This is a genomic window from Pseudomonas sp. NPDC089406 (assembly GCF_044900265.1).
In the GTDB taxonomy this organism is placed as follows: Bacteria; Pseudomonadota; Gammaproteobacteria; order Pseudomonadales; family Pseudomonadaceae; genus Aquipseudomonas; species Aquipseudomonas fakonensis.
In genome coordinates, this window is the sequence record NZ_JBJDNC010000002.1 from 186,266 (window position 1) to 212,411 (window position 26,146).

The following is a 26,146-nucleotide window of genomic DNA, read 5'->3' on the forward strand; positions in this document are numbered from 1 at the left end:
CGTGTTTATGCGATATCGCGCAGCTCGCGGCGCAGGATCTTGCCCACCGGGGTCATCGGCAGCGAATCACGCAGCACGATGTACTTGGGCACCTTGTAGCCGGTGAAGTTGGCCTTGCAGTAGGCCTTGAGCTCCTCCACGCTCACCCCGCCCGCCCGCGCCACCACGAACAGCTTGACCGCCTCGCCGGCGCGCTCGTCCGGCACGCCGATGGCCGCGCAACTGGCCACCTGCGGGTGGTTCATCACCACGTCCTCGATTTCATTGGGGTACACGTTGAAGCCCGAGACGATGATCATGTCCTTCTTGCGGTCGACGATGCGGGTGAAGCCGTCCGGGTCGATGATGGCGATGTCGCCGGTCTTGAACCAGCCCTCGGCGTCCAGCGCCTGGGCCGTGGCCTCGGGCTGCTGCCAGTAGCCCTTCATCACCTGCGGGCCCTGGATGCACAGCTCGCCACGCTCGCCCAGCGGCTGCTCGTTGCCCTCGTCGTCGACCACCTTGAACGCCGTGCCCACCACCGGAATGCCCACGGTCCCCAGGCGCGCCAGCTTGCCGTAAGGGTTGGTGCTGGCCACAGGCGAGGTTTCGGTAAGGCCGTAGCCCTCGACGATACGGCAGCCCGTCAGCGCCTCCCAGCGCTCGGCAGTGGCCTTCACCAGCGCGGTGCCGCCGGAGTTGGTGACCTTCAAGGCCGAGAAATCCAGCGCCTTGAAGCCGGGGTTGTCCATCAGCGCGACGAACAGCGTGTTGAGCCCCAGCAACGCCGAGAAACGCCACTTGCCCAGCTCCTTGATGAAGCCCGGAATGTCCCGCGGGTTGGTGATCAGCACGTTGTGGTTGCCGGTGACCATCATGCACATGCAGTTCGCGGTGAACGCGTAGATGTGGTACAGCGGCAGCGGCGCGATCATCACCTCCTGCCCTTCCTTGATCAGCGGCTGGCCGTCGGGCCCGTGCTGGGCAAAGCAGGCCAGCACCTGCAGCATGTTGGCTACCAGGTTGCCGTGGGTGAGCATGGCGCCCTTGGCAAGGCCGGTGGTGCCGCCGGTGTACTGCAGCACGGCAACGTCATCCAGCGCCTGCGGCACCGCCTGGTGCGCCTGCCCGCGGCCCTGGCGCAGCACCTGCTTGAACGACACCGCCTGGGGCAGGCGGTAGGCCGGCACCATTTTCTTCACCTTGTCGACCACGGTGTTGACCAGCCAGCCCTTGGCGGCGGGCAGCAGGTCGCCCATCTTCGCCTCGATCAGATAGTCGATGCCGGTGTCGGCCAGCACCGCCTGCACGCGGCTGCCGAACATGTTCAGGTACACCAGCGCGCGGGCACCGGAGTCCTTGAACTGGTGGCGCATCTCGCGCTCGGTGTACAGCGGGTTGGTGTTGACCACTACCAACCCCGCGCGCATTGCACCGAACACGGCGATGGGGTACTGCAGCACGTTGGGCATCTGCACCGCGATGCGGTCACCCGGCTTGAGGTCGGTGTGCTGCTGCAGCCAGGCGGCGAAGGCCGCCGAGTGGCGCTCGAGCTCGGCGTAGCTGAGGGTGACCCCCAGGTTGCTGAAGGCCGGGCGGTCGGCGAAACGCTTGCATGAGCGTTCGAAGACCTCGACCACCGACTGGTAGGCGGTCATGTCGAGGGTACTGGGGACGCCCGGTGGGCGCTTGTCGTTCCAGAATTCGGCTTGCATTTATTGTTGTTCCTCTGCCTGGAGAGTCCTTGCGAGGGCAATGCCCTCGATCGCCGGCAAGCCGGCTCCTACAGCAGCGGACGTTAGCAGCTCGGCAGGTGGTGGCAAATACGCCAAGTGCCGCCATTAACATTGTGAATCTTATTTGTGCCCTTCCTGCAATCTGGCGCTTTGTGCATACACTGTTGAACCAACCCCCGCGAAGGACCCGCCATGCCCCATGACGCCTTCTGGCTGCCTGCCAGCGAGCATTGCAGCCTGTACGTGCACCAATGGCTGCCGGCCACGCCGGTCAAGGCCGTGGTGCTGCTGGCCCATGGCATGGCCGAGCATGCCGGGCGCTACCAGCGCCTGGGCCATGCCCTGAACGCGGCCGGCTTCGCCCTGGTCGCCCACGACCAACGTGGCCACGGGCGCACCGCCGAGCTGGGCAGCCTGGGCCTGTTCGCCACGCACAATGGCTGGAATGCCGTGGTCAACGACCTGGGCGTGCTGGCCCAGCACATCGGCCAGCAGTTCCCGGGCACGCCGCTATTTTTGTTCGGCCACAGCATGGGCAGCTACATCGCCCAGGCCTACCTGCTGCACCACAGTGCCAGCCTGCAGGGGGCGATTCTCAGCGGCTCCAACTATCAACCGGCTTTGCTGTACCGCAGCGCCCGGCAGATCGCCCGGCTGGAAGCCTGGCGCCAGGGCCCGCTGGGCAAGAGTGCGCTGATCGACTGGCTGTCGTTCGGCTCGTTCAACAAGGCCTTCAAGCCCAACCGCACCGCCTTCGACTGGCTCAGCCGCGACCCGGCCGAGGTGGACAAGTACGTCGCCGACCCGCTGTGCGGCTTTCGCTGCAGCAACCAGCTGTGGCTCGACCTGCTGCTGGGCCTGGCGCAAATCAGCCAGCCCCGGCTGCTGGCGCAGGTCGACCCGAACCTGCCGCTGCTGGTAATTGGCGGCGAATGTGATCCGGTGAGTGCCGGCAAGCGTCTCACCCATCTGGCCGACGCCTTGCGCGCGACCGGCAACCGCCACGTGCAGTTGCGCCTGTACCCCGGCGCACGGCACGAAGTGCTCAACGAAACCCATCGCGACGAGGTGACCGCCGACATCATCGGCTGGCTGGAACAGGCGCTGGCCCTTGGCCGCCCTGCCCGCAGTGAATGATAGGCGCCCTCCTCGCCCCTCCAAGGAAGCCTCGATGACCCAGGTCACCAACACGCCTTACGAAGCCCTCGAAGTCGGCCAGAAGGCCGAATACAAGAAGTCCGTTGAAGAGCGCGACATCCAGCTGTTCGCCGCGATGTCCGGTGACCACAACCCGGTGCACCTGGATGCCGAGTTCGCCGCCAAGAGCATGTTCCGCGAACGTATCGCCCACGGCATGTTCAGCGGCGCGCTGATCAGCGCCGCAGTGGCCTGCACCCTGCCAGGCCCCGGCACCATCTACCTGGGCCAGCAGATGAGCTTCCAGAAGCCGGTGAAGATCGGCGACACCCTGACCGTGCGCCTGGAAATTCTCGAAAAGCTGCCCAAGTTCAAGGTGCGCATCGCCACCAATGTGTACAACCAGAACGACGAGCTGGTGGTCCAGGGTGAGGCCGAGATCCTCGCGCCACGCAAGCAGCAGACCGTCGAGCTGGTCAGCCCGCCGAATTTCGTCGCCAGCTGACCGACCGCCATCGCCGGCAAGCCGGCTCCTACAGGCCCTTCGCCGCATTCAACGGCGATGCGGTCCCTGTAGGAGCCGGCTTGCCGGCGATGAGGCCAGTACAGCCAGCACCAGCCCCCGCGATGCGCCGATCAACCAAGCCGCCGCAGACAGCGCTCGATATGCCGCCGCTCCGGCCCCTGCCGGGTCAGCCCCAGCGCCTGCTGCCAGGCCTCCCGCGCCTGCTGCACATTGCCCAACTGCCGATGCAGCTCGGCCCGCGCCGCATGGGCCAGGTGGTAATCGCCAAGCTCGCCCCGCGCCAGAATCGCCTCTACCGCCTGCAACCCCGCCGTCGCCCCGTCACGCCGCGACAGCGCCACCGCCCGGTTGAGCTCGACCACCGGCGACGGCCAGTGCCCTAGCAGCAGCTCATACAAACCAACGATCTCACCCCAGTCCGTAGCCTGGGCACTGGGCGCCTCGGCATGCACCGCAGCAATCGCCGCCTGCACGCTGTAGGGGCCGATTTCGCCGCTGCGCAACGCCTGCTGCACCAACTGGCAGCCTTCCTCGATCTGCGCCCGGTCCCACAGGCTGCGGTCCTGCTCGTCCAGCACCACCAATTCGCCCTCGCTGTCGCTGCGCGCGTTCTGCCGCGATGCTTGCAACAGCATCAGCGCCAACAACCCAAGCACCTCGGCATCCGGCAGCAATTGCGCCAGCAGGCGGCCCAGGCGAATCGCCTCATCGGTGAGCGCCTGGGTGACCACCGCCTCGCCCGCCGACGCCGAATAGCCTTCGTTGAACACCAGATAGATGACCCGCAGCACGCTTTCCAGCCGCTCGGGCAGTTCGCGCTGTTCGGGCACCTGGTAGGGGATGCCGGCATCGCGAATCTTGGCCTTGGCCCTGACGATGCGCTGGGCGATGGTCGCAGGGCTTTGCAAAAACGCCCGGGCGATCTGCTCGGTGGTGAGGTCGCAGACCTCGCGCAGGGTCAGCGGCACCTGGGCATCGGCGGCCAGGGCCGGGTGGCAGCAGGTGAAGATCAGCCGCAGGCGGTCATCGGCCAGCAGCTCTTCGTCGGCCGGGTCCTGCGACTGGCCTTCGAGCAGCAGGATCAGGTCGGCCTGGGAGCGGTCGAAGCGGATACGCCGGCGCAAGGCGTCGATGGCCTTGAAGCGCCCGGCCGACACCAGCCAGGCCCTGGGGTTGTCGGGGATGCCGTCGCGCTGCCACTGCTGCACAGCCACGAAGAACGCATCGTGCATCGCCTCCTCGGCCAGGTCGAAGTCCCCCAGCAGCCGAATCAAGGTTGCCAGAATGCGCCGGGACTCGCGGCGATAGACGGCGTCCACCTCTGCCCGTACCTGCTCGGCACTGGCCATCAGTCACCCGCACCGCTTCGCTTCATCGCCAAGCTCCGTCAGGGTTGCAGTTCACGCACCGGGCGCACCTCGACGCTGCCCACCCGCGCCGCCGGGATGCCCCTGGCGATGTTCAGCGCCTCGTTGAGGTCGCGGGCTTCTACCAGATAAAAGCCGGCCAGTTGCTCCTTGGTCTCGGCGAACGGGCCGTCGGTCAGGCTCATGCGCCCGGCGCGCACCCGCACCGTGGTGGCGGTCTGCACCGGCTTGAGCGCCTCGGCGGCGAGCATGCGCCCGGAGCCGTGGACCGTTTCGGCGTAAGCCATGCACTCGGCGTCTTCAGGGCTGTCGGGCAGGCTGTGCAGCAGCGCTTCCTCACAATAGACCAGGCACAGGTATTTCATGATCGTCTCCAGGCGCGGTGGGCGATGGGCGGTTGCCGTGGTTCAGGGTTTGAGGTCGAACAGGGCCTTTTGCGTCTGCATGTCGAACGGCGCCGACCAGTGCTCGTGGATCACCTGCCACTGCCCGGCGCTGCGCCGGTAGCCGACGGTCGCGCGCATGAAGCCGCACTGGCTTTCGTCATCGCCCGGGCCGCAACGGTTGAGCCAATGGGCCAGGGCCAGGTCGCCGTCGGCATGCACGGTGAGTTCGGCCAGCTCGAACACCATGGGCCCGGTGCACATGCCCATGCACATTTCCCAGTGCGCGCGGTAGGCGGCCTTGCCCTTGAATTGCAGGGCCTGGATGGCATCGAAGGCGAGGATGTCGTCGGCGTAGGGGGCGACGATGCGCTCCACGTCGCGCTCGCGCACGGCCTGCATCCAGTGATCGATCAGTTGGCGAATTTCGTTTTCGGCGGCGCTGTTCATGGCGGGTTCTCCGAACGGGGTCAAAGGTCGGGCGGCGCAATGGGCGCCGCTTTCACTTCTGGTCGAACGGTAGCCGGGCAGATCGACAACGGCCGGAATTTTTTCAGCGTGCCAGCGGCAGCCAGATTTCCATCACCGCCTGCGGGTCGACAGGGTCGAAACCTGCCGGGTAACGCTCGAACAGCGCAGCATTGGCCTGCTGCTCGCCCGAGGCCGGCAGCCACTGCTGGAAGATGGCATTGAAGGTGCCCGGCAGGCCCTGCAGGCTGCCATGGTGCTCGAACACGGCGTAATGTTGCGGGGCCAGGGTCAGCTGGCTGAAGCCCTCGGGCAGGCTGGCGGCAGTGCTTACTTCGACCCCGGCCAGGTAGTCGAAGCCGCCCTGATCGTCAGGGTTGTAGCACACCCCATAGCTGTCATGCCCATGGGCGCCCGGCACCTGGCCGATATGCGGGCCGAAGCGCTGCCACAGGCGCGGCAAGCCGCTGAGGTCGGCCATGTTGAAGCGTTCGGCGAAGCCGACCAGGGTCAGGGTTCGGCCGTCTTCGTAACGGGAGGGCGCAATGGCGCTGCTGCTCATGGTGCATGGCCTCTATGGCAGATTATCGAGCCGAGAGCCTAGCCTACACCACAGGGCTGGCCAGAATGAATTCGCGGTACCCGGACACGATCACGTACACCGCGAAGTAGCAGAAGATCGCCGCCGACAGCAGGTACGACCAGGTCAGCAGGCGCTCCCCGAGCAGTCGCCCGCCATGGCTGGCGATACCGCACAGCGATACGCACCACAGCAGCCCGGCGGCGAAGAAGCCGGCCAGAAACAGCCCGGCATCCCCCAGGCTGCCGCCACCGGAGCGGGAGATCAGCACCCCGCCCACTGCGGCAAACCACAAGATGGCGGTGGGTGACGACATGGCCAGGAAGATGCCGCGCAAGAACTCGCGCCAGCCTGACTCGACCACCACCTCGCTGCGGCTTTCAAGCTTGCCGCCGCGCCAGGCCGCCAGCAGCATCTTCAGCGCAAACCACACCAGCAGCGCCGAGCCGCCCAGCCACAAGGCCCAACGCACGCTCTCGAACTGCAGCAGTACGGTCATGCCGGCCAGCGCGGCTATGGCGTACACCAGGTCGCCGACACAGGTGCCCAGGCCCAGCCAGAAGCCCTGCAGAAAGCCGCGTTGCATGGCCAGGGTGATCATGGCGATGTTGGCGATACCGATGTCCAGACACAGGGACAGGCTGAGGAGAAAACCGTTGGAAAAGGGCATTGCGGACTCATGTCGAATGGGAAGGACGGCGCGTCGTGCACCGCTTGTAACGTGCCAGGTCAGGCCATCGAGGCCTGCTCGAATACCTCGTCGGCCCACTGGTTCAGGCTCTTGCCGGCCGCCTTGGCGGCGACGCTCGCCGCCGCGTGGACCTCTGGGCGAATGCGCAGCATGACCTTGCCCGAGGCGGGCTTTTCCGGGGTGATGCCTTGCTCGGCGCAGTCGGCCAGGTAATCGTCCAGGGCCTCGCGGAACGCCTGGTGCAGCTCTGGCACGGAGCTGGCGTGGAAACTGATGATGTCACGCAGGCCCAATACCCGGCCGACGAAAATATCATCCCGTGCATCGTACTCGATGCGGGCGGCATAGCCGTTGTAGCGCATGCAACTCATGGTCGGACTCCCGCCCGCAGCAAGAACTCGCGGGCTTCTTCAATCTGATACCGCCTGGCTTCCTTGCCAGGGTGGGGGCGATGGCAACGCCAGCATTGCCCGCCGAGCACAAGCTTTACCCTTGAGCCCTGGCGCTCGAGCACCTCGCCGCCCAGGTGCAGCACCAGCACTTCGATTTCGGCGAAAGGCAGTGATGCCGTGGTCGGCGTTCTGAAGATGTTGTCCAGTATCTTCCGGTATCGTGTGTTCATCGAAAAATGCTATCAAATAAAGATAGCAGGAACCTGCTACAGATTCATTCAGGATTTTTCTTCCCCGGCCAACACTCGCGCATACACCGCCCGGTCCACATTCGCCCCGCTGAGCACCACCGCCACTCGCCGCCCAGCCTGGCGCTCGCGCTCCTGCAGTAACGCGGCCAGCGCCGCAGCCCCCGCCCCTTCGGCGGTGTTGTGGGTGGTTTCGTGGTACAGGCGCATGGCGGCGGCCACCTCTGCGTCGGTTACCCGCACGATGCGCGCGGCATGTTCGCGCACCAGGGCAAAGGCCTCGGGGTGCGGCACGCGGCAGGCCATGCCGTCGGCGAAGGTGTCGGCCGTGGCGGTGGTGACGATACGGCCCTGGGCGAAGCTTTGCGCATAGGCGTCGGCGGCAGCGGACACCACCCCGACGATTTCCGTGCGCAGGCCCAGCAGGTTGCGCGCCTGGATCAGCCCGCAGATGCCCGAGCCCATGCCGATCGGTACATACACGCAATCAAGGTCGGCCACCGCGCCGAACAGCTCCAGGGCATAGGTGGCCACGCCGCGCACCAATTCGGGGTGGAACGACGGCACCATGGCGTAGCCACGTGCCTCGGCCAGCCGGGCCGCTTCTTCGCGCGCCACGTCAAAGTCCACACCGTGCTCCACCAGTTCCGCGCCCAGGGCACGCATGGCGGCGTTCTTTTCCCGCGAGTTGCCTTCGGGCACCACGATCACCAATGGCAGCCCGGCCTGGCGCGCGGCCAGGGCCATGCTCTGGCCGTGGTTGCCGCGGGTGGCGGTGACCAACCCGCGCGGCACCTCGCTGCCAGCCAGCAGCGAACGCACGTAGACCAGCCCGCCACGTACCTTGAACGCCCCGGTGGGCGCGTGGTTCTCGTGCTTGACCCACACCTGGCAACCCAGCCGCTCGGCCAGCAGCGGCCAGGCGTGCTGCGGGGTCGGCGGCACGTGCTGGTGGACGAAGGCGGCAGCTTCACGCAGGGCGGGCAGGTCGAACATGGCGGTCATCCTTTATGGGTACGAGGTTGAACCGATGCTAAGGGCCGGGCATTGTATGGGCCAAAGGTTATATTGCATGGGTGGCAATTTCGTGTGGACTCCAGCCCTGGCCGACGACGGCCAACCCCGCTACCTGGCCCTGGTCGATGCCATTGCCGTGGCCATCGAACGCGGCGAACTGAAGGTCGGCGAACGCCTGCCGCCGCAGCGGCGCCTGGCCTGGGCGCTGGGGCTGAACCCCAGCACCACCCAGCAGGCTTACCGGGAGGCAGCAGCACGGCACCTGGTGGCCGGTGAAGTGGGCCGCGGCACCTATGTGCTGGCGGGCAGCAAGGAGGCCACGCTGTTCCGCCTGAAACGCCAGGGCGGCGCGCAAGCGATGATAGACCTGTCGACCAACGTGCCGGTCGTCGACCTGCACAATCGCGACCTGGCCGACAGCCTGCAGGCATTGCTGGCCCAAGGTGACAGCGCCCTGCTCGACCATTACCTGGGCCCGCAGCAATTGCTGCTGGGGCGGGTGCACGGCGCGCGCTGGCTGGCCGACCGCGGCCTTGCACTGACCCCGGACGAACTGGCCTTGAGCGGCGGCGCCCAGCAGGCACTGGTAACGGTGTTGCAGTCGCTGTGCCAGGCCGGCGATGCGGTGCTGGTGGAGGCGCTGACCGCCCCCGGCATCAAGGCCGCCTGCCGCCAGTTGCACCTGCCGGTGCACGGCGTGGCCCTGGATCGCTACGGCCTGCGCCCGGACGAGCTGGACCGCATGGTACGTGCCAGCGGCGCACGGGTGCTGGTGACCACGCCAACCCTGCACAACCCAACGGGTACGTGCATGGACGAAGCCCGCCGCCAGGCCCTGGCCGAGGTGGTCCGGCGCCATGAGCTGCTGGTGATCGAGGACGATGTATACGGCGCCCTGACCGACCAGCCGCCGCTCTACCCGCTGCTCGAAGGGCGCGGCGTGCTGGTCAGCAGCCTGTCCAAGACCGTGGCTGCCGGCCTGCGCCTGGGCTGGATCGTTGCCCGGCCGCCACTGTTGGCACGCATCGACCCGCATGCCCAGGCCACTCACTGGCCGGTGTCGCCGCTGAACCTGCGCATCGCCTGCCAGTGGATCGCCGATGGTACTGCGGCGCGACGGCTGGCCTGGCAGCGCCAGGAAATTGCCGAGCGCTGGCGCTTGGCGCGCGCTGTGCTGGGCGCAGCATTGGTAAGTGATGGCGGGCCGTCGCCCCATGCCTGGGTGGCGACGCCCGGGGATGCCGAGCAGGTGGTGGCGGCCTGTCGCGAGCACGGGGTGGAGGTGGTGCCGGCAAGCGTGTTCGCGGTGGGCACGCACACCCCGCAGGCGCTGCGGGTCAGCCTGTCAGCGGCGGCAAGCCGTGCGCAGTTGAAGCAGGCACTGCACATCGTGCGTGACGCCCTGTAACGCGCGCCCTGTGGGCGGCCTTGCCGGCGCGCCTCCCACAGGGATTGCATGAGCGTCAGGTCAGCGCCGTATCTGTAGGAGCCGGCTTGCCGGCGATGAGGCCCGAACGGGCAACATCATTTCCAGGCCCGGCGCCATCGCCGGCAAGCCGGCTCCTACAGAGACCGATCGGCAAGGCCAGTTACCCTTGCTGGCACCCCTCACCCATGGCCCGGTACTGCAGGGTATGCACCTGGCCCTGGTGGTCTTCGTAGGTCATGGTGGCGGGCACCACTTCGCAGACGTTGGGGATGGTCGACAGGTGGATCACGCGCTTGATGTCGAGGTTGGTGGAGTAGTCGTACTGCTGGACCACAGGCTGGCTGCTGGCGGGCTGGGCCTCTTCGGCGAGGGCGAACGAGGACATACCGACCAATGCAAGAATCAGTAGGGCTTTCATGGGTTGCGACCTTGAAGGTGTATCACGCTGATCGAGTGACTTCTGATGCCGTCATTGGCGCGGAGAAGTTGTCATCGGCAACAACCGATGGCACGAAGTACCGATCCCGCTTTGTCGTACTGCCGGGGGATGAGGAAAAGTCTACGCCTCGCCCGGAATAGTTGAACCCCGAAGTCAGATATTCACCCTTGCCGTAATTGCAACAATCTGCGACAAAGCCCGCTCCCACGCCCCCCGTTTGCTGTAGACCGCGCAGCGCAAGGCCGAGAGATCGGCGATAGAGGAACACGCACGCCTTGCTGACTTTTACTTTGCTGCCTGGGTTACAGCGCCGCCTGCTCGACCAGTTTTACCGCCAGCATGGCTCACGCATGCGTGCCGCTGGCGAGGGTGTGCAGTGGGTGGCTCGCAGCGGTGAGATCGTCGGCGGGATGAACCTGGTGCCTGTAGCCAGCGGCCACTGGCTGACCGGGCTATTCGTCGCGCCCTCGCAGCGCGGGCAGCGGGTGGGCTCGCAGTTGATCGAAGCGGCATTACAGGCCACCCCGGGGCCGGTGTGGTTGTTCTGCGATCCGCAACTGGCACCTTTCTATGCTCGCATAGGGTTCAGCAACGCCGAACAACTGCCAGAAGCCCTGGCCTCGCGCCTGGCGCGCTACCAGCGCAGCAAGCCATTGGTCGCCCTGGTGCGCGGTCAGTCGTCCGCCACATCCAGCCCGGGGAACAGCACCTCGGTGTAGCCGAACTTGCTGAAGTCCTGGATGCGTGACGGGTACAGCCGGCCGATCAAATGGTCGCACTCGTGCTGCACCACCCGCGCATGGAAGCCGTCGGCAAAGCGGTCGATGGGGTTGCCCTGGGGGTCCAGGCCTGAATAGCTGATGTGCTTGTAGCGCGGCACCACCCCACGCAGGCCGGGCACCGACAGGCAACCCTCCCAGCCATCCTCCACCTCGGTGGCCAGCGGCGTGATCACCGGGTTGAGCAAGATGGTGCGCGGCACCGGCTCGGCGTCGGGGTAACGCTCGCTACGCTCGAAACCGAAAATCACCAGTTGCAGGTCGATGCCGATCTGCGGCGCGGCAAGGCCCACCCCGCCCACATGGGCCATGGTTTCGAACATGTCGTCGATCAGCTGTTGCAGCTCTGCTGTACCGAGCATGTGCGCCGGTACGGGCGGGGCGATGCGCAGCAAGCGTTCATCGCCCATCTTGAGGATTTCACGGATCATTGCGGGTTCGGCTCACGGGGCTGGGGGTCTGCGGGGTGTTCGTGGCCAAGCACGGTGATGGTCTCTTGCGGCTGCTCGCCGCTGAAATCCTTCTCGCCGGGGTTCTTGCCCTCGGCCGACATGTGCTCGATCACGGCGTTCATCTCCGCGCCCAGCAACAGTACCGCGGCCGAGATGTAGAAATACAGCAGCAGCACGATGATCGCGCCGATGCTGCCGTACATGGCGTTGTAGTCGGCGAAGGTTTTCACGTAGTAGGCAAAGCCCAGCGAGGCGATGATCCACACCACCACCGCCAGCACCGAGCCTGGGGTGATAAAGCGAAATTTCTGCTTCACGTCGGGCATCACGTAGTAGATCAGCGCCACCGCCACCATCATCAGGATGATGATCGCCGGCCAGCGCAGCACGGTCCACAAGGTGACCACCGCCTCCTGCAAGCCCACCTGCCCGGCAATCCACTCCATCACCTGGGGCCCGAGTACCATCAGCGCGGCGGCGGCCAGCAGCATGCCGGCGATGCCGATGGTGTACACCACCGACAGCGGGATGCGCTTCCACACCGGGCGCCCTTCGGGCACGTCATAGGCGGCGTTCATCGCGCTCATCATCAGGCGCACGCCGGCCGAGGCGGTCCACAGGGCGATGACGATACCCACCGACAGCAAGCCGCCCTTGGACTGCTGCAACTGGTCGATCACCGGGTTCACCTGCTCCAGAGCCTGGGGCGGCAGCACCAGTTCGGATTGCAGGCGCAGCCAGGAGAAGAAGTCCGGCAGGTGCAAAAAACCGATCAGGGCAATCAGAAACAGCAGGAAGGGGAACAGCGAGAACAGCATCTGGTAGGCCAGCGCGGAGGCGTAGGTGGACATCTCGTCGTCGAGGAATTCCTTGACGGTGCGCACCAGCACACGGTGCAGGGGCAGGCCGCGCAGGTCGGGGAAAATCATAGCGTCTCCTTTCGCCGCTTGATCATCGAGGGGCTGGCCGACTCCACGGGAAGGCCTTGTCTATGGCAACAAGTCTAATAGACCGCGCGGCAAGTGTGACTGCTCAGTGTGCAGGTAAAGAAAAGCCCTGCATGAAGCCCGCTCCCACAGGGTTGGCATAAGCTTCAGGCCAGTGCCGTACCTGTAGGAGCCGGCTTGCCGGCGATGAGGCCGGGGCATGCAGCACAAGACAGTTGCTCCCACAAGGTCTCGGGTTGCAGGAGCCACAGCCAATCAGGGCTTTTTCACGGCATCCTTGACCTTGCCCACGGCCTGTTGCGCCTCGCCCTTGAGCTCCTGGGCCTTGCCTTCGGCGCGCAGTTTGTCATTGCCGGTCGCTTTACCGACGCCTTGCTTGATATTGCCCACGGCCTCGTTGGCCAGGCCCTTCGCTTTGTCCTTGGTGCCACTCATGGGATGTCTCCTTGCAAGAAAGACACGGGGAATCGTGTCGACAACAGATCGACCCGCCGCCACTCGCCAGAGTTTCAATGGCTTGCGTTGCCATCAGCCGAACGGCAAACAGCGGGCGAATATCGCACCGAATCGCCGCCCGGCATGCCGCCCCGGCCTGCCCTTGCCCTAGAATCGCGCCCAGACAGGCCGCCCGCCCGAGGCGCGCCACATAACAACAAACAGTCAGTGGAAACCCGCACCATGCGCCTGATGCCTGCGCTGGCAGCCCTGCTGCCGCTGCTCCCCTTGCCCGCCCTTGCCGCCGCAAACCCCGTACAAACCCTCACCGTCGAGCGCTACGCCGACGACGGCCAGCCCGGCACCCTGCGCTGGGCCATCGAGACCAGCAACCAGAACCCCGGCCATTACCGCATCGAGATCGCCGCAGTGGGCAAGCCGCCCTACGTGATCAAACCCACCCGCGCGCTGCCCGAAATCAAGGGCCCGGTCAGCCTGAGCGGCCAGCCCTGGGCCCGCGACGGCCAGTACGTGGCCATCGATGGCAGCGGCTACATCAAGGATGAAGGCGTGCGCACCTGCCCTGGCGCCGTGCCCGGGCAGTTCGGCACCAACGTGCGCACCACCACCCACCCCGGCCTGGTGCTGCGCGACACCCAGGGCGTGCATATCCAGGGCCTGGAGGTGCGTAACTTCTGCATCGGCATCTTGCTCAACCGCGCCAGCAACAACGTCATCGAAGACAACCGCATCACCGCCAACAAGGGCGGCGCAGGCATCATGCTCACCGGCGACGACGGCGCCGGCAACCCCACCGCCACCACCACGAACAACAACAAGGTGCTGCGCAACCAGTTGCTGGACAACGGCGACGGCCTGGAGCTGACCCGCGGCGCGGCGTTCAACCTGGTGGCCGACAACCTGTTCCGCTCAACGCCCGCCAACCCCGAGCCGTCGCAAGGCATCGAGATTCTGCTGGGCAACGACAACAGCGTGGTACGCAACCGTTTCGAGAACTATTCCGACGGCCTGCAGATCAACTGGGGCAAGCGCAACTACCTGGCCGCCAACACCTTCAGCGGCAACTCCATCGGCGTCAGCGTCACCGGCGAGGGCAATATCCTCGATGGCAACCTGATCCACGGCAACCGCATCGGCGTGGCCCTGCGCCCGGAACCCGACACCACCGCCACGCGCCTCACCGCCAACCGTATCTGGGGCAACAGCCAGGACATCCTCCGCTGCCAGGCCGGGGGCTCGTGCGTACCGGGCCAGCGTACCGGCGCCATCGTGTTCGGCGTGCCGGCCCAGGCCCATGCGCTGTATGTGGGCTCGCGGGGTGTCGGGGCGGACTTGCCAAAGAAGGACCAGGCGATCATCTGTGACGCCAAGGGCGAGCCCAAGCCGTGCCAGCCGTTGCCCAACCACAACCAGCAGCCACCGAAGCTGACCGGGTTTGCGGGCAATGTGCTGCGTGGCGAGGTGCAGGGGCCTGCGTCGAGCCTGTTGCGGGTGGAGTTGTTCGGCAATGCGGCCGCTGAAGGGCGCGAGGCCGAGCAGTACCTGGGTGAGGTGCTGGTGAACAGCGATGCCCAGGGGCAGGCGCGGTTTGCCCAGTTGCTGGAGCAGGTGGGTGGGTTGCAGAGCTTTACCGCGACGGTAACCCGCGTGGATGGGGCGACCTCGGAGCTTAGCCAGCCGCTTCGTCGTTGAGGCTTATGGCCCTATCGCCGGCAAGCCGGCTCCTACAGGGATCGCGCCGCCTGCAACCTGTGGGAGCGGGCTTGCCCCGCGATGAGCTCAGCCGCACAATGTCAGGCCTTTCTGGCGTCAACCCGCAGGAACCTGCATGAAACTCGACAAACCCAGTGCCATCGCCCGCCGTAACCTGGCCCTGGCCAACCCGGTGCTCTCCAGTGCCAACACCCTGTTCGCGATTCTCGACAAGAAGCGCAACCTGTGGTGGTTCGAAGTCCCCGTAGCCTTGCTGCGCAAGGGCCAGCCCGACTGGGTCAACCTGCTGCTGCACACGCCCGAAACCGACGCGTTGCAGCACTTGAAGGTGCCGGTCAACTTCCTGCGGGCTCATCAGGAGCAGATGGAAGTGCGCAACCCCGGCAAGCGCCGCTCGACCATCAGCCTGGCCCTGAGCGCCGACCGCGACTCACTGCTGCGCGACACCCGCCCGGGCGGCGAGCAGCTGGATTTCCGTACCTTCGTGCAGGCCTGATCAGGCCCGCTCGATGCGGTCGTCATGGATGACGATCTTGCCCTGCTTGAACAACGCGCCAATCGCCTTCTTGAAGTTGCCCTTGCTGACGTTGAACATCTGGCTGATCACCGCCGGGTCGCTCTTGTCGCACACCGGCAGCACCCCACCGGCGGCTTCCAGGCGCTGCATGATCTGCTCGTGCAGGCCGTCGGCCAAGGCCTGGCCCACCGGCTGCAGGCTCAGGGCGATCTTGCCGTCGTGACGCACTTCCTTGATGAAGCCCTTCTCGTGCATGCCCGAACGCAGGAACTTGAACACCTCGTTCTTGTGGATCAGGCCCCAGTGGCGGTTGTTGATGATGGCCTTGAAGCCCATCGGCGTCTCGCCGGCCACCAGCAGTTCCACCGGCTGGCCGGGCTTGTAGTCGGCAGGCGTGGTGTCCAGATAGCGGTCCAGCTTGGCGGTAGCGGTGATACGCCGGGTGCGCTTGTCGAGGTACGCGTGTACCACGCAATAGTCGCCGATCTTCAGCGGCCGCGACTCTTCCGAATAGGGCATCAGTAGGTCCTTGGACAGGCCCCAGTCGAGGAAAATGCCTGCGCCGTTGATGTCCTTGACCTTGAGGCTGGCGAACTCGCCCACCTGCATCTTGGGTTTTTCGGTGGTGGCGATCAGCTGGTCTTCGCTGTCCAGGTATATGAACACGTTCAGCCAATCGTCCAGCTCAAGCTCGGCATCCTTGGGGAAGTAGCGCCGTGGCAGCAGGATTTCGCCGTCGGCACCGCCGTCCAGGTACAGGCCGAATTCCACGTGTTTCACGATTTGCAAACTGTTGTAACGCCCAAGCAGAGCCATTTGTGAAGATCCTCAAGACAAGGCGGCTATTCTAACACCTGACCCGTTCGCCCGCCTGCGGGCACATCTGCCGGAACCGCCACGCCCACCTTGCGTCTACCGCCTGGCAAGCTTTTGCAAGGAATCGCTCATGCCCCTACGCCTGATCAAAACCCTGCTCACTTTTCTAGCCATCGCCCTGGCGCTCGGCGCCTGCAGCCGCATCGACCTGGCCTACCGCAATCTCGACCGCCTGGTGCCCTGGTCGCTGGGCGACTACCTGGCCATGAACCGCCAGCAAAAAAGCCTGCTCGACGAACGGCTGAAGGAGCACCTGGCCTGGCACTGCAAAACCCAGCTACCCGGCTACCTCGACTGGCTCGACCGCGTCCGCCTGATGGTGGCCAACGACGCGGTCACCGACCAGGCCCTGCAGCAGCGCACCGACGAGGCCCGCCAGGCCATCGGCCGGGTCGCCGAAGAAATCACCCCCTCCGCCACCGAACTGCTGCGCGGCATGAACGACAGCCAGGTGGCCGAGATGCGCCAGGCGTTTCGCGATGACATTGCCGAACGGCAGAAGGAATACGTCGACACGCCGCTGGCCAAACAGGTCGAACAGCGCGCCACGCGCATGCAAAAGCGCCTGGAGCCGTGGCTGGGCGAGCTCAACGCCCAACAGCGCCTGCGGGTGATGAGCTGGAGCCAGGCCCTGGGCGACCAGAACCGCCAGTGGATCGCCAACCGCGCCCACTGGCAGCAGCAACTGGTGCTGGTGATGGACCAGCGCGCATCGCCAAGCTTCGAGCCACGCCTGGCGCAACTGCTGCAACGCAAGGAAAGCCTGTGGACGCCGGAGTACAAGGTGGCCTTCCAGAACACCGAGCAGCAGGCGCGCAGCCTGCTGGTGGACCTGATGAAGCAGAGCAGCCCGCAGCAGAAGGCGTTGTTGCAGCAGCGGCTGGGCAAGGTGCGTACGGATTTCAGCGAGTTGAAGTGCCTGAAGGGGTAAAGGCTACTGGCCTCATCGCCGGCAAGCCGGCTCCTACAGGGATGGCATGGACCTGAAGGTAATGCGATCCCTGTGGGAGCGGGTTTACCCGCGAACACCGGCGGAGCCGGTGCCAGCTATCGCGTCGCCTGCTTCGCGGTGGTCCGGCACTCCGGTACACCCGCTCCCACAGGGCGCGCGTCTGCCTTCAAAAATTGGACAAGACAGTTGTTCCCACACTCCGCGCCAGCGCATTCGGGCTTTACCTAACGCCCCTTGCGCCGATACGGAAACACATCGATCACCTTCCCCGACCGGATCGCCCCCTGCAGCCCCTGCCAATAATCGGCATCGTAAAGCTCGCCATGTAATCGGCTGAACAGCCGCCGCTGGCCGATATCGGCAAACAAGAACGGCGGGAATTCCTCGGGGAACACGTCTAGGGGCCCGATCGAATACCAAGGCTCGCCAGACATCTCGTCCTCGGGGTAGCGCGGCGGCGGAATATGGCGAAAGTTCACCTCGGTCAGGTAGCTGATCTCGTCATAGTCGTAGAACACCACCCGGCCATGGCGGGTGACGCCGAAGTTTTTCAGCAGCATGTCGCCGGGGAATATGTTGGCCGCTGCCAGTTGCTTGATCGCCAGCCCGTAGTCCTCAAGCGCCTCCAGTACCTGGGCTTCGCTGGCGTGCTCCAGGTATAGGTTGAGCGGGGTCATGCGCCGCTCGGTCCAGCAGTGGCGGATCAACACCGTGTCGCCCTCCAGCGCCACTGTGGACGGTGCCACCTCCAGCAGCTCGGCCAGGCATTCGGGCTCGAACTTGGCTAACGGGAAGCGAAAATCGGCGAACTCCTGGGTATCGGCCATGCGCCCGACACGGTCGACGCTTTTCACCAGGCGGTATTTCTCGATCACCGTGGCCCGGTCGACCGTCTTCGATGGCGAGAAGCGGTCCTTGATGATCTTGAATACGGTGTTGAAGCCCGGCAGGGTGAACACGCTCATCACCATACCGCGCACCCCCGGGGCCATGACGAAGCGGTCGTCGCTGCCGGCCAGGTGGTTGATCAGTGCACGGTAGAACTCCGACTTGCCATGCTTGTAGAAGCCGATGGAGGTGTACAGCTCGGCGATGTGCTTGCCCGGCAGAATGCGTTTGAGGAAGTTGACGAACTCCGCCGGCACCGGCACATCGACCATGAAGTACGAGCGGGTGAAGGAGAAGATGATCGACACCTCGGCCTCATCGGTGATCAGCGCGTCGGCCTCGATGCCATGGCCCTCGCGGTGCAGCAACGGGATCACCAGCGGCCACTGCTCGTCGCTGTTGTACAACCGGCCCACAAGATAAGCGCCCTTGTTGCGGTACAGCACCGGGGTGAACAGTTCCAGGGCCAGGGTTGGGTCCTTGCACACCCAGTCCGGCAGGCACTCACGCAGTTGCGCTTGCAGCCGGGCCAGGTCGCCCTCCAGGTCAGCGAACGGCGTGCCGAATACGTAATCGGCAAAAACCGCCCTGAGCAGCCCGTCAAGCCCGCCATCCGGGCGATAGGTGCGGGTTTGCGCAGCGCGCTCGCGGCCGCGCATCGATGGCCGGGTGGTGTGGATGAACATGCAGCCGTCGTTGATCAGGTCATGGCTGAACAGGCTGCAGAACAGCGAGTTGTACCAGGTTTCCGACAGTTCATCGTCCAGCCGCGGGTCGATCAGGCGAATGTAGGCGTTCTTCACCAGCGGCCATTGCTCGACGTCCAGCAGCACCTGCGCCTCGAAACCCTGGCGCAGCCGGTCGCGCGCCTCGACGACCTGTTCTTCGTACAGGTTGATGCGCGCCGCCGCAGCCTGCTGGATGTCTTGCCAGCGCGCCTGTTCGAAGCGCTCGCGGGCGCCCAGGGTGATACACCTGAAGTGCTCGCGGTAGTCGTCGAAGCCGTCGAGGATCATCCGCGCGATATCGGCGGCGGGCCAGGTGGGGGTCATGCGCGAAGCCTCGATGCAGGGTAAGTCACAGAGCTTAGCCGCCTGCAGGGGTTTCGGCCCTATCGCGGGGCAAGCCCGCTCCCACGGATCGATGCGAGGCAGACTGTCTTGTGCTTCCCGTAGCGGCCCCATCGCCGGCAAGCCGGCTCCTACAGGTACCGCGCAGACGTTAAGGCCATGCGGTCCATGTGGGAGCGGGCTTGCCCCGCGATAGGGCCGGTAGGGTGATACACCGCAAGAAAGCACAAGAATCCCCCCGTTCCCTCACGTACACTCGCGCCCCTGCCCTACCGCCGGAGACCACCGTGAGCCCCATCGCCCTTGCCCGCCTGCTGACCCTTGCCGCTGTCTGGGGCGCGAGTTTCCTGTTCATGCGCATCATCGCCCCGGAACTCGGCACCGTGCCCACAGCGTTCTTCCGGGTGTCGATCGCCTGCCTGGGGCTGGTGGCAATCCTCGCCGCCGCGCGGGTGCGCTGGGACTTTCAGGGCAAGCTCGGCGCCTGCCTGGTGCTGGGCATGATCAACTCAGGCATCCCCGCGACCTTCTATTCGGTGGCCGCCCAGGTACTGCCGGCCGGCTACTCGGCGATCTTCAACGCCACCACGCCGCTGATGGGCGTACTGATCGGCGCCTTGTTCTTCCGCGAAGCCATGACCCTGCCCAAGCTGTGCGGCATCTTCCTCGGCCTGTTCGGCGTCGGCATTCTCAGCGGTGCCGGCCCCGTGGCGCTGGACTGGGCCCTGCTGCAGGGCGCCCTGGCGTGCCTGGCAGCGACCACCTGCTACGGCTTTGCCGGTTTTCTTGCCCGGCGCTGGGTCAGCGGGCTGGACAGCCGCCTGTCGGCACTGGGCAGCATTCTCGGCGCCACCTTGCTGCTGACCCCGCTGTTCGCCTGGAGCGCCCTGGCCCAGCCACCTGCCAGCTGGGGCGGCTGGCAGGTGTGGGCGTCGCTGCTGGGCCTGGGCCTGGTGTGCACGTCCTTTGCCTACATCCTGTACTTCCGCCTGCTGGCCGAAATCGGCCCGGTCAAGGCCAGCACCGTGACCTTCCTGATCCCGGCGTTCGGCGTGTTGTGGGGGGCGTGGCTGCTGGACGAGCCGCTGTCGATGGCGCACCTGTATGGCGGGGTGCTGATTGGTGTGGCGTTGTGGCTGGTGTTGCGCCCCGCTCGGCAGTGAAACGCCGTCGTGTAGGAGCGGCCTTGTGTCGCGAAAAGGCCGCAAAGCGGCCCCGCCGATTCTGCGTCAACGCATGGACCGTGGGACCGCGTTGCGGTCCTTTCGCGACACAAGGCCGCTCCTACAGAGGCCCTTCAGGCCTGGGCAGGCTTCAATGCCGGCTTACGGAACACAAACAACAACCCCACCACGATCAACCCCATCCCCAGCAGGCTCAGCGGCGCCAGGCGGTTACCGAAGATGATGAAGTCCATCACCGCGGTCACCGCCGGCACCAGGTAGAACAGGCTGGTGACATTGACCAGGTTGCCCCGGGCGATCAACCGGTACAGCAGCAGGGTCGCCAGCAACGACACCACCAGCCCCATCCACAGCAGCGCGCCAACGAAGCTGGCGCTCCACTGCACCTGCAGCGGCTGCAACGGGGCAAACACCGCGCACATGGCAAAGCCTGCAAGGTATTGCAGCGGCAAGGTGCCCATGGGGTTGTCGGTGATGCGCTTTTGCAGGATGGAACCTGCGGTCATGCTGGCCAGCGCCAGCAGGGCGAACAGCATGCCGGCCAGCGACACGCCGCCCAGGTTGATGCCCTGGTACACCACCATCACCAGCCCGCCGAGCCCCAGCGCCAGGCCGAACAGCCGGCTCCATGAGCGCTGGCGCTCCATCAGCACCACGGTAAGGATCGGTTGCACGCCCATCACCGTGGCCATCACGCCCGGCGTGACATGGGTATTGAGCGCCAGCAGGTAGAAGATCTGGTAGGCCCCCAGCAGCACGCAGCCGGTGCCCAGGGCCCGCAGAATCGCGCCACGGCTGCGCGGCCAGCGCAGCCCCAGCAACGGGCCGATCAGCAGCAGGCCGCTGAGCGCCAGCGCCGAGCGCAGCAGCAGGAAGGCGAACGGGCTGGCCTGGGCCAGGCCAAGCTTGGAGACGATCGCGCCGCTGCTCCACAGCAGGACGAACAGGCTGGTGGTGGCCGCCGAGGCCACGGATGCTTTGTTGAAGACAGACATGTATTGCCACCTGTATGGGCAAGGAAAGCCGTACGGGCGGATCTATCGCGTAATGAAGGGATAGCCGACCGTGTTCAGTAGGTTGCGGGTGTGAATGGGCTCAGCCCAGCACGACCACGCAAGGAGGCGGAGCTACGCCGCCTACGACGCCACTGACAGGTGGTGGATAGTGACTGATGAAGACCGGCTGCTGGCTGCCGCGCACGACCATGCCCGCGACTGGCGCAAGGGCAAAAGCGGTGGTGGTTGGCGTGGCTGGCATTGGGTGGGTCTTCAGGGGAAGTGGAATGTTTCGGAATATAACGGTGAATCCAGGATCCGGCAATAGCCTGTCAGGGCCTCATCGCCGGCAAGCCGGCTCCTACAGGGGAAGTGCATAATCTGTAGGAGCCGGCTTGCTGGCGATGAGGCCGGGGCAGACTACAACCGAATCAGAACAACCAACGGTACAACAAGTAAGCCACCACCACCGCCAGCACCGGCCGCAGCACGCGGTAGGCCTTGGGGTTCGCGCGCTTGAAGGTTTTCACCCGCGCGCTGATGACATTGCTGAAGCGCTTGCTCCAGGCATAGGCCTGGTTGATCCCGCCCACGCGCTCGTCGTCGGTGTTCTGCGGCGCGGTGGCGCGGCCAAGGAAGGCGCTGACCTGGCGGTTGATGCGGGTCATCAGCGGGCTGTTGAGCGGGCGCTCGACGTCGCAGAACAGGATCACCCGGGTGACGTCGGTCTCGTTCTTCACCCAGTGCACGTAGGTTTCATCGAACATCACATCCTCACCGTCACGCCAGGCGTAGGGCTGGCCGTCGACGTAGATGCGGCAGGCATCGGAGTTCGGCGTGGTCAGGCCCAGGTGGTAACGCAGGGAACCGGCGAACGGGTCGCGGTGCGGGTTCAGGTGGCTGCCGCCGGGCAACAGGGCGAACATCGCGCCCTTGACGTTGGGGATGCTGCTGACCAGCTCGACAGTTTTCGGGCACAGCGCTTCGGCCGAGGGCAGCGGTTTGTCGTACCACTTCAGGTAAAAGCGCTTCCAGCCCTTCTTGAAGAACGAGCCAAAGCCTGCGTCGTTGTCTTTTTCTGCGGCGCGGATGTAGCCCTCGTCGAACAGGCGCATGGCCTCCTCGCGGATGGTTTGCCAGTTATCCTTGAGCACGTCCAGCTCGGGGAAGCGCTGGCGGTCGAGGTAGGGCTTGGACGGCACACCCGAGAACAGGTACATCAGCGCGTTGTACGGGGCGAACAGCGCCGAATGGTTGACGAACTGGCGCAGCACCGGCAGGCGCGCCTTGCCGCGCAGGTGCACGAACAGCACGCTGGCGATGAACACCAGCAGCACACCGGCCTTGGCGACGAAGGAAAAGGTCATGCAACACTCCTTGGAGGGGAAATCAGGCCATCCCCGGATAGCCGGACATCATAAACCCATCCGCCCCCGGGACAAACCACCGGGGGCGCAAGGCTTTAGTCACAGATTGTGCAATAAACGGCAGGAAGGGATATTGCGCCGGATCAGCGGTGAGGACTGATCGAAACCACTGCCCGGCTTTTCTGTGGGAGCGGGTTTCCGGAGTGCCGGACCACCGCGAAGCAGGCAACCCGGTACAGGGCACCGGCTGCGCCGGTGATCGCCGGCAAGCCGGCTCCTACAGGGTTACTGCTGGGTTTCCTGCTCGCTGAACAGGTCGCTGAACAGCATGCTCGACAGGTAGCGCTCGCCGGAGTCCGGCAAAATCACCACGATGGTCTTGCCCTGCATCTCCGGCTTCTCGGCCAGGCGTACCGCCACCGCCATGGCCGCGCCGCAGGAAATACCACACAGAATCCCCTCCTCCTGCATCAGGCGGATGGCCATGGCCTTGGACTCTTCATCGGTCACCGTCTCCACCTGGTCGACGATCGACAGGTCGAGGTTCTTCGGCACAAAACCTGCGCCAATGCCCTGGATCTTGTGCGGGCTGGGCGTGAGCTCTGCGCCGGCCAGGGTCTGGCTGATCAGCGGCGAGCTTGCCGGCTCCACCGCCACCGACAGGATCGACTTGCCCTGGGTGTGCTTGATGTAGCGCGACACGCCGGTAATGGTACCGCCGGTACCCACGCCAGCCACCAGCACGTCCACCGCGCCGTCGGTGTCATTCCAGATTTCCGGGCCGGTGGTCTTTTCGTGAATGGCCGGGTTGGCCGGGTTTTCAAACTGGCCCGGCAGGAAGTACTGGGCAGGGTCCGAGGCGACGATCTCGTTGGCCTTCTCGATGGCGCCCTTCATGCCCTTGGCAGGCTCGGTCAGCACCAGTTCAGCGCCCAGGGCCTTGAGCACCTTGCGCCGCTCCAGGCTCATCGAGGCCGGCATGGTCAGCATCAGCTTGTAACCACGGGCGGCGGCGACGAAGGCCAGGCCAATGCCGGTGTTGCCCGAGGTGGGCTCGACGATGGTCATGCCCGGCTTGAGCTTGCCGCTGCTTTCGGCGTCCCAGACCATGTTCGCGCCGATCCGGCATTTGACCGAGTAGCCCGGGTTGCGCCCTTCGATCTTGGCCAGGATGGTCACCCCGCGCGGGGCGATGCGGTTGATCTGCACCAGCGGCGTGTTGCCGATGGAGTGGGCGTTGTCTGCGTAGATACGGCTCATGGCAGGGTCCTTGGGGGTTCGAGTGATGCAACTGAATACGAAAGGTTAAGCCTGCAGCACAGGTGCGTAAAGCCCGTTCGAACTCGCCGACGCCACCTGCGGTCAACCGCTCACCCTGGCGCGGAGAACGCACCGATGAAAGCCCGCTACCGCTGGCCGCTGATCACCCTGGGCAGCCTGCTGGTGCTGCTGGTGGCGCTGCACCTGGCGCTGCCGTACCTGGTGCGCGACTATCTGAACGACAAACTTGCCAGCATGGGCGACTACCACGGCCAGGTGGCCGACGTGGACCTGGCCTGGTGGCGCGGGGCCTACAAGATCAACGGCCTGAAAATCGTCAAGGTGACCGGCAAGGTGCCGGTGCCGCTGCTGGACGCGCCGCTGATCGACCTGTCGGTGAGCTGGCATTCGCTGTGGTACGACCACGCGGTGGTGGCCAAGGTCATCTTCGCGCAGCCACAACTCAACTTCGTCGACGGCGGCAACCAGCAGGACTCCCAGACCGGCCAGGGCACCGACTGGCGCCAGCAATTGGAAAAGCTGGTACCCATCACCCTCGATGAAGTACGCATCGAACAAGGCACCCTGAGCTTTCGCAACTTCACCTCGCAGCCGCCGGTCAATCTCAAGGCCACCCAGCTGGACGCCAGCATCCGCAACCTGACCAACGTGCGCGACCCGAAGGGCCGGCGCGACGCCAGCTTCGACGCCACCGCCGTGCTGTTGGGCGATGCCCGGGTCGAAAGCAGCGCAACCTTCGACCCGTTCAGCGACTTCGACGACTTTCAGTTCCGCCTGCGCGCCACCGGCATCGAGCTGCGCCGGCTCAACGACTTTGCCAGCGCCTATGGCAAGTTCGACTTCAATGCCGGGCACGGTGACCTGGTGATCGAAGCCGATGCGCTGGACGGCCGGCTCAATGGCTATATCAAGCCGCTGCTGCGGGATGTGGACGTGTTCAACTGGCAGCAGGACGTCGAGAACCGCAACAAAGGCATCTTGCGTTCGGTGTGGGAGGCGCTGGTGGGGGCCAGCGAGACCGTGCTGAAGAACCAGCGCAAGAACCAGTTCGCCACCCGCGTAGAGCTCAGCGGCAGCGTGCACCAGCAGGATATCAGCGCCTTCGAGGCGTTTTTGCAGATCCTGCGCAACGGGTTCATCCAGGCGTTCAATGCACGCTATGAGCAGCCCAAGCCTGATTCCGACTGAAGCGCGGGTGACGGGCCATTCAGGGACTGAATACCCGGTCTGCGTTTTCAGTCGCCGAACCGCACGTTATAGTCGTTTGAAATCTTGAATATCGTGTCGTCTGTGCGGGCCCCTTCGCGGGTAAACCCGCTCCCACAGGTACGGTGCATTCGCTTGAAGCGGCGCAATACCTGTGGGAGCGGGTTTACCCGCGAAAGGGCCCGCACAGGCCTACCTCTGAGGATCGCTTCATGAAGTTCGAAGGCACCCGCGACTACGTCGCCACAGACGACCTGAAACTGGCGGTGAACGCGGCCATCACCCTGGAACGCCCGCTGCTGGTCAAGGGCGAGCCGGGCACCGGCAAGACCATGCTCGCCGAACAGCTGGCGGCTTCCTTCGGCGCGCGCCTGATCACCTGGCACATCAAGTCCACCACCAAGGCCCACCAGGGCCTGTACGAGTACGACGCGGTCAGCCGCCTGCGCGACTCGCAACTGGGCGTGGACAAGGTCCACGACGTACGCAACTACCTGAAAAAGGGCAAGCTGTGGGAGGCCTTCGAGGCCGATGAGCGGGTGATCCTGCTGATCGACGAAATCGACAAGGCCGACATCGAGTTCCCTAACGACCTGTTGCAGGAACTCGACAAGATGGAGTTCTACGTCTACGAAATCGACGAGACCATCAAGGCCAAACAGCGCCCGATCATCATCATCACCTCCAACAACGAAAAAGAGCTGCCCGACGCCTTCCTGCGCCGCTGCTTCTTCCACTACATCGCCTTCCCCGACCGCAACACCCTGCAGCAGATCGTCGACGTGCACTACCCCAACATCAGCCAGTCGCTGGTCAGCGAGGCGCTGGACGTGTTCTTCGACGTGCGCAAGGTGCCGGGCCTGAAGAAAAAGCCCTCCACCTCCGAGCTGGTCGACTGGCTGAAACTGCTGATGGCCGACAATATCGGCGAGGCGGTGCTGCGCGAACGCGACCCGACCAAGGCCATTCCGCCACTGGCCGGCGCCCTGGTGAAGAACGAACAGGACGTGCAGTTGCTCGAGCGCCTGGCCTTCATGAGCCGGCGCGGCAACCGCTGACAGGAGCCGGGCC

The 26,146-nt window shown here is 65.2% G+C and carries 29 protein-coding genes; 11 read left to right on the forward strand and 18 right to left on the reverse strand.

All coding sequences use genetic code 11. From position 1 onward, the window contains the following. Window positions 1-5: 5 nt before the first annotated feature. Window positions 6-1,694, reverse strand: coding sequence for a long-chain-fatty-acid--CoA ligase FadD2 (fadD2, locus tag ACI2KK_RS02165; protein ID WP_404667697.1), 1,689 nt, complete (start codon window positions 1,692-1,694; stop codon window positions 6-8). A gap of 213 nt (window positions 1,695-1,907) precedes the next feature. On the opposite strand from fadD2, the gene ACI2KK_RS02170 reads away from it, so the two are divergent. Next, window positions 1,908-2,852 carry a lysophospholipase gene (locus ACI2KK_RS02170; RefSeq protein ID WP_404667698.1) on the forward strand — a complete coding sequence of 315 codons (945 nt, stop codon included), beginning with the start codon at window positions 1,908-1,910 and terminating at the stop codon, window positions 2,850-2,852. Window positions 2,853-2,886: 34 nt separating this feature from the next. Then, on the forward strand, window positions 2,887-3,357 hold the full coding sequence (locus tag ACI2KK_RS02175; protein ID WP_217839787.1) for a MaoC family dehydratase: 471 nt from the start codon (window positions 2,887-2,889) through the stop codon (window positions 3,355-3,357). 131 nt (window positions 3,358-3,488) lie between these two features. Here ACI2KK_RS02175 and ACI2KK_RS02180 read toward each other — a convergent pair whose 3' ends face one another. From ACI2KK_RS02180 to ACI2KK_RS02215, 8 genes are all read right to left on the reverse strand, one after another. Continuing rightward, on the reverse strand, window positions 3,489-4,727 hold the full coding sequence (locus ACI2KK_RS02180) for an RNA polymerase sigma factor (protein ID WP_404667699.1): 1,239 nt from the start codon (window positions 4,725-4,727) through the stop codon (window positions 3,489-3,491). Between the two features lie 38 nt (window positions 4,728-4,765). Beyond that, entirely contained in the window at window positions 4,766-5,110 is a 345-nt protein-coding gene (locus tag ACI2KK_RS02185; RefSeq protein ID WP_217886041.1) for a YciI family protein, read from the reverse strand. Window positions 5,111-5,152: 42 nt separating this feature from the next. Continuing rightward, complete coding sequence (locus tag ACI2KK_RS02190) at window positions 5,153-5,578, reverse strand: YybH family protein (protein ID WP_404667700.1); 426 nt, start codon at window positions 5,576-5,578, stop codon at window positions 5,153-5,155. Between the two features lie 103 nt (window positions 5,579-5,681). Next, window positions 5,682-6,158 carry a GyrI-like domain-containing protein gene (locus tag ACI2KK_RS02195; RefSeq protein ID WP_404667701.1) on the reverse strand — a complete coding sequence of 159 codons (477 nt, stop codon included), beginning with the start codon at window positions 6,156-6,158 and terminating at the stop codon, window positions 5,682-5,684. 43 nt (window positions 6,159-6,201) lie between these two features. Then, window positions 6,202-6,846, reverse strand: coding sequence for a LysE family translocator (locus ACI2KK_RS02200; protein WP_369987648.1), 645 nt, complete (start codon window positions 6,844-6,846; stop codon window positions 6,202-6,204). 59 nt (window positions 6,847-6,905) lie between these two features. Further along, window positions 6,906-7,238 carry a type II toxin-antitoxin system HicB family antitoxin gene (locus ACI2KK_RS02205; protein ID WP_217839799.1) on the reverse strand — a complete coding sequence of 111 codons (333 nt, stop codon included), beginning with the start codon at window positions 7,236-7,238 and terminating at the stop codon, window positions 6,906-6,908. Further along, window positions 7,235-7,489, reverse strand: coding sequence for a type II toxin-antitoxin system HicA family toxin (locus ACI2KK_RS02210; RefSeq protein WP_404667702.1), 255 nt, complete (start codon window positions 7,487-7,489; stop codon window positions 7,235-7,237). The genes ACI2KK_RS02205 and ACI2KK_RS02210 overlap by 4 nt, the downstream gene beginning before the upstream one ends. A gap of 48 nt (window positions 7,490-7,537) precedes the next feature. Continuing rightward, complete coding sequence (locus tag ACI2KK_RS02215) at window positions 7,538-8,503, reverse strand: threonine dehydratase (RefSeq protein WP_404667703.1); 966 nt, start codon at window positions 8,501-8,503, stop codon at window positions 7,538-7,540. Window positions 8,504-8,579: 76 nt separating this feature from the next. Here ACI2KK_RS02215 and ACI2KK_RS02220 point away from each other — a divergent pair, with 76 nt between their 5' ends. After that, window positions 8,580-9,932, forward strand: a complete 1,353-nt coding sequence (locus ACI2KK_RS02220) for a PLP-dependent aminotransferase family protein (RefSeq protein ID WP_404667704.1) — start codon at window positions 8,580-8,582, stop codon at window positions 9,930-9,932. A gap of 181 nt (window positions 9,933-10,113) precedes the next feature. On the opposite strand, the gene ACI2KK_RS02225 is transcribed toward ACI2KK_RS02220, so the two are convergent. Further along, window positions 10,114-10,371, reverse strand: a complete 258-nt coding sequence (locus tag ACI2KK_RS02225; protein ID WP_404667705.1) for a DUF2790 domain-containing protein — start codon at window positions 10,369-10,371, stop codon at window positions 10,114-10,116. Window positions 10,372-10,742: 371 nt separating this feature from the next. Between ACI2KK_RS02225 and ACI2KK_RS02230 the strand changes: the two genes are divergently transcribed. Next, window positions 10,743-11,111, forward strand: a complete 369-nt coding sequence (locus ACI2KK_RS02230; protein WP_404667766.1) for a GNAT family N-acetyltransferase — start codon at window positions 10,743-10,745, stop codon at window positions 11,109-11,111. Here the strand turns inward: ACI2KK_RS02230 and def are convergent. The 3 genes from def to ACI2KK_RS02245 form a co-directional block, all read right to left on the reverse strand. Beyond that, on the reverse strand, window positions 11,066-11,602 hold the full coding sequence (gene def / locus ACI2KK_RS02235) for a peptide deformylase (protein WP_404667706.1): 537 nt from the start codon (window positions 11,600-11,602) through the stop codon (window positions 11,066-11,068). The two genes, ACI2KK_RS02230 and def, sit on opposite strands and share 46 nt — an antisense overlap. Next, window positions 11,599-12,552 (reverse strand): YihY/virulence factor BrkB family protein, encoded by a 954-nt coding sequence (locus ACI2KK_RS02240; RefSeq protein ID WP_369987654.1) that lies wholly within the window; start codon window positions 12,550-12,552, stop codon window positions 11,599-11,601. Before ACI2KK_RS02240 ends, def begins: the two co-directional genes overlap by 4 nt. 273 nt (window positions 12,553-12,825) lie before the next feature. Continuing rightward, a complete protein-coding gene (locus ACI2KK_RS02245) occupies window positions 12,826-13,005 on the reverse strand; it encodes a CsbD family protein (protein ID WP_404667707.1) in 180 nt (59 codons plus the stop codon). A gap of 243 nt (window positions 13,006-13,248) precedes the next feature. On the opposite strand from ACI2KK_RS02245, the gene ACI2KK_RS02250 reads away from it, so the two are divergent. Then, window positions 13,249-14,718 carry a nitrous oxide reductase family maturation protein NosD gene (locus ACI2KK_RS02250; RefSeq protein WP_404667708.1) on the forward strand — a complete coding sequence of 490 codons (1,470 nt, stop codon included), beginning with the start codon at window positions 13,249-13,251 and terminating at the stop codon, window positions 14,716-14,718. A gap of 136 nt (window positions 14,719-14,854) precedes the next feature. Beyond that, a complete protein-coding gene (locus ACI2KK_RS02255; protein WP_404667709.1) occupies window positions 14,855-15,235 on the forward strand; it encodes a hypothetical protein in 381 nt (126 codons plus the stop codon). On the opposite strand, the gene ACI2KK_RS02260 is transcribed toward ACI2KK_RS02255, so the two are convergent. Continuing rightward, window positions 15,236-16,072 (reverse strand): S1 RNA-binding domain-containing protein, encoded by an 837-nt coding sequence (locus ACI2KK_RS02260; protein WP_217839807.1) that lies wholly within the window; start codon window positions 16,070-16,072, stop codon window positions 15,236-15,238. A 130-nt stretch (window positions 16,073-16,202) separates the two neighbouring features. Here ACI2KK_RS02260 and ACI2KK_RS02265 point away from each other — a divergent pair, with 130 nt between their 5' ends. Next, window positions 16,203-17,063, forward strand: coding sequence for a DUF6279 family lipoprotein (locus ACI2KK_RS02265; protein WP_404667710.1), 861 nt, complete (start codon window positions 16,203-16,205; stop codon window positions 17,061-17,063). A 245-nt stretch (window positions 17,064-17,308) separates the two neighbouring features. Here the strand turns inward: ACI2KK_RS02265 and aceK are convergent, their stop codons facing one another. Further along, window positions 17,309-19,024: a bifunctional isocitrate dehydrogenase kinase/phosphatase gene (gene aceK / locus ACI2KK_RS02270; RefSeq protein WP_404667711.1), complete on the reverse strand. Its 1,716-nt coding sequence runs from the start codon at window positions 19,022-19,024 to the stop codon at window positions 17,309-17,311. A 305-nt stretch (window positions 19,025-19,329) separates the two neighbouring features. On the opposite strand from aceK, the gene ACI2KK_RS02275 reads away from it, so the two are divergent. Further along, window positions 19,330-20,205 carry a DMT family transporter gene (locus tag ACI2KK_RS02275; protein ID WP_404667712.1) on the forward strand — a complete coding sequence of 292 codons (876 nt, stop codon included), beginning with the start codon at window positions 19,330-19,332 and terminating at the stop codon, window positions 20,203-20,205. A gap of 134 nt (window positions 20,206-20,339) precedes the next feature. Here the strand turns inward: ACI2KK_RS02275 and ACI2KK_RS02280 are convergent, their stop codons facing one another. Beyond that, window positions 20,340-21,221 carry a DMT family transporter gene (locus ACI2KK_RS02280; RefSeq protein WP_404667713.1) on the reverse strand — a complete coding sequence of 294 codons (882 nt, stop codon included), beginning with the start codon at window positions 21,219-21,221 and terminating at the stop codon, window positions 20,340-20,342. A 169-nt stretch (window positions 21,222-21,390) separates the two neighbouring features. Between ACI2KK_RS02280 and ACI2KK_RS02285 the strand changes: the two genes are divergently transcribed. Then, a complete protein-coding gene (locus tag ACI2KK_RS02285) occupies window positions 21,391-21,549 on the forward strand; it encodes a hypothetical protein (protein WP_404667714.1) in 159 nt (52 codons plus the stop codon). A gap of 103 nt (window positions 21,550-21,652) precedes the next feature. Here ACI2KK_RS02285 and ACI2KK_RS02290 read toward each other — a convergent pair whose 3' ends face one another. Then, window positions 21,653-22,588 carry an aspartyl/asparaginyl beta-hydroxylase domain-containing protein gene (locus ACI2KK_RS02290; protein ID WP_404667715.1) on the reverse strand — a complete coding sequence of 312 codons (936 nt, stop codon included), beginning with the start codon at window positions 22,586-22,588 and terminating at the stop codon, window positions 21,653-21,655. Between the two features lie 285 nt (window positions 22,589-22,873). Next, a complete protein-coding gene (gene cysK / locus ACI2KK_RS02295) occupies window positions 22,874-23,848 on the reverse strand; it encodes a cysteine synthase A (RefSeq protein ID WP_404667716.1) in 975 nt (324 codons plus the stop codon). Between the two features lie 135 nt (window positions 23,849-23,983). Between cysK and ACI2KK_RS02300 the strand changes: the two genes are divergently transcribed. Further along, complete coding sequence (locus tag ACI2KK_RS02300) at window positions 23,984-25,057, forward strand: DUF748 domain-containing protein (protein WP_404667717.1); 1,074 nt, start codon at window positions 23,984-23,986, stop codon at window positions 25,055-25,057. A 230-nt stretch (window positions 25,058-25,287) separates the two neighbouring features. Next, window positions 25,288-26,133, forward strand: a complete 846-nt coding sequence (locus tag ACI2KK_RS02305) for a MoxR family ATPase (RefSeq protein WP_217886067.1) — start codon at window positions 25,288-25,290, stop codon at window positions 26,131-26,133. The last annotated feature ends 13 nt before the right edge of the window (window positions 26,134-26,146 follow it).

What these genes read in the sequence shown, in the direction of transcription:
- ACI2KK_RS02230 (WP_404667766.1), top strand. Translation starts at nt 10,743, where the DNA reads ATGCGTGCCGCTGGCGAGGGTGTGCAGTGGGTGGCTCGCAGCGGTGAG.
- ACI2KK_RS02290 (WP_404667715.1), bottom strand. Translation starts at nt 22,588, where the DNA reads ATGACCTTTTCCTTCGTCGCCAAGGCCGGTGTGCTGCTGGTGTTCATC.
- ACI2KK_RS02225 (WP_404667705.1), bottom strand. Translation starts at nt 10,371, where the DNA reads ATGAAAGCCCTACTGATTCTTGCATTGGTCGGTATGTCCTCGTTCGCC.
- aceK (WP_404667711.1), bottom strand. Translation starts at nt 19,024, where the DNA reads ATGACCCCCACCTGGCCCGCCGCCGATATCGCGCGGATGATCCTCGAC.
- ACI2KK_RS02170 (WP_404667698.1), top strand. Translation starts at nt 1,908, where the DNA reads ATGCCCCATGACGCCTTCTGGCTGCCTGCCAGCGAGCATTGCAGCCTG.
- def (WP_404667706.1), bottom strand. Translation starts at nt 11,602, where the DNA reads ATGATCCGTGAAATCCTCAAGATGGGCGATGAACGCTTGCTGCGCATC.
- ACI2KK_RS02175 (WP_217839787.1), top strand. Translation starts at nt 2,887, where the DNA reads ATGACCCAGGTCACCAACACGCCTTACGAAGCCCTCGAAGTCGGCCAG.
- ACI2KK_RS02265 (WP_404667710.1), top strand. Translation starts at nt 16,203, where the DNA reads ATGCCCCTACGCCTGATCAAAACCCTGCTCACTTTTCTAGCCATCGCC.
- ACI2KK_RS02305 (WP_217886067.1), top strand. Translation starts at nt 25,288, where the DNA reads ATGAAGTTCGAAGGCACCCGCGACTACGTCGCCACAGACGACCTGAAA.
- ACI2KK_RS02260 (WP_217839807.1), bottom strand. Translation starts at nt 16,072, where the DNA reads ATGGCTCTGCTTGGGCGTTACAACAGTTTGCAAATCGTGAAACACGTG.
- ACI2KK_RS02210 (WP_404667702.1), bottom strand. Translation starts at nt 7,489, where the DNA reads ATGAACACACGATACCGGAAGATACTGGACAACATCTTCAGAACGCCG.
- ACI2KK_RS02250 (WP_404667708.1), top strand. Translation starts at nt 13,249, where the DNA reads ATGCGCCTGATGCCTGCGCTGGCAGCCCTGCTGCCGCTGCTCCCCTTG.
- ACI2KK_RS02255 (WP_404667709.1), top strand. Translation starts at nt 14,855, where the DNA reads ATGAAACTCGACAAACCCAGTGCCATCGCCCGCCGTAACCTGGCCCTG.
- ACI2KK_RS02180 (WP_404667699.1), bottom strand. Translation starts at nt 4,727, where the DNA reads ATGGCCAGTGCCGAGCAGGTACGGGCAGAGGTGGACGCCGTCTATCGC.
- ACI2KK_RS02195 (WP_404667701.1), bottom strand. Translation starts at nt 6,158, where the DNA reads ATGAGCAGCAGCGCCATTGCGCCCTCCCGTTACGAAGACGGCCGAACC.
- ACI2KK_RS02205 (WP_217839799.1), bottom strand. Translation starts at nt 7,238, where the DNA reads ATGAGTTGCATGCGCTACAACGGCTATGCCGCCCGCATCGAGTACGAT.
- ACI2KK_RS02240 (WP_369987654.1), bottom strand. Translation starts at nt 12,552, where the DNA reads ATGATTTTCCCCGACCTGCGCGGCCTGCCCCTGCACCGTGTGCTGGTG.
- ACI2KK_RS02300 (WP_404667717.1), top strand. Translation starts at nt 23,984, where the DNA reads ATGAAAGCCCGCTACCGCTGGCCGCTGATCACCCTGGGCAGCCTGCTG.
- ACI2KK_RS02200 (WP_369987648.1), bottom strand. Translation starts at nt 6,846, where the DNA reads ATGCCCTTTTCCAACGGTTTTCTCCTCAGCCTGTCCCTGTGTCTGGAC.
- ACI2KK_RS02280 (WP_404667713.1), bottom strand. Translation starts at nt 21,221, where the DNA reads ATGTCTGTCTTCAACAAAGCATCCGTGGCCTCGGCGGCCACCACCAGC.
- ACI2KK_RS02245 (WP_404667707.1), bottom strand. Translation starts at nt 13,005, where the DNA reads ATGAGTGGCACCAAGGACAAAGCGAAGGGCCTGGCCAACGAGGCCGTG.
- cysK (WP_404667716.1), bottom strand. Translation starts at nt 23,848, where the DNA reads ATGAGCCGTATCTACGCAGACAACGCCCACTCCATCGGCAACACGCCG.
- ACI2KK_RS02190 (WP_404667700.1), bottom strand. Translation starts at nt 5,578, where the DNA reads ATGAACAGCGCCGCCGAAAACGAAATTCGCCAACTGATCGATCACTGG.
- fadD2 (WP_404667697.1), bottom strand. Translation starts at nt 1,694, where the DNA reads ATGCAAGCCGAATTCTGGAACGACAAGCGCCCACCGGGCGTCCCCAGT.
- ACI2KK_RS02215 (WP_404667703.1), bottom strand. Translation starts at nt 8,503, where the DNA reads ATGTTCGACCTGCCCGCCCTGCGTGAAGCTGCCGCCTTCGTCCACCAG.
- ACI2KK_RS02220 (WP_404667704.1), top strand. Translation starts at nt 8,580, where the DNA reads ATGGGTGGCAATTTCGTGTGGACTCCAGCCCTGGCCGACGACGGCCAA.
- ACI2KK_RS02185 (WP_217886041.1), bottom strand. Translation starts at nt 5,110, where the DNA reads ATGAAATACCTGTGCCTGGTCTATTGTGAGGAAGCGCTGCTGCACAGC.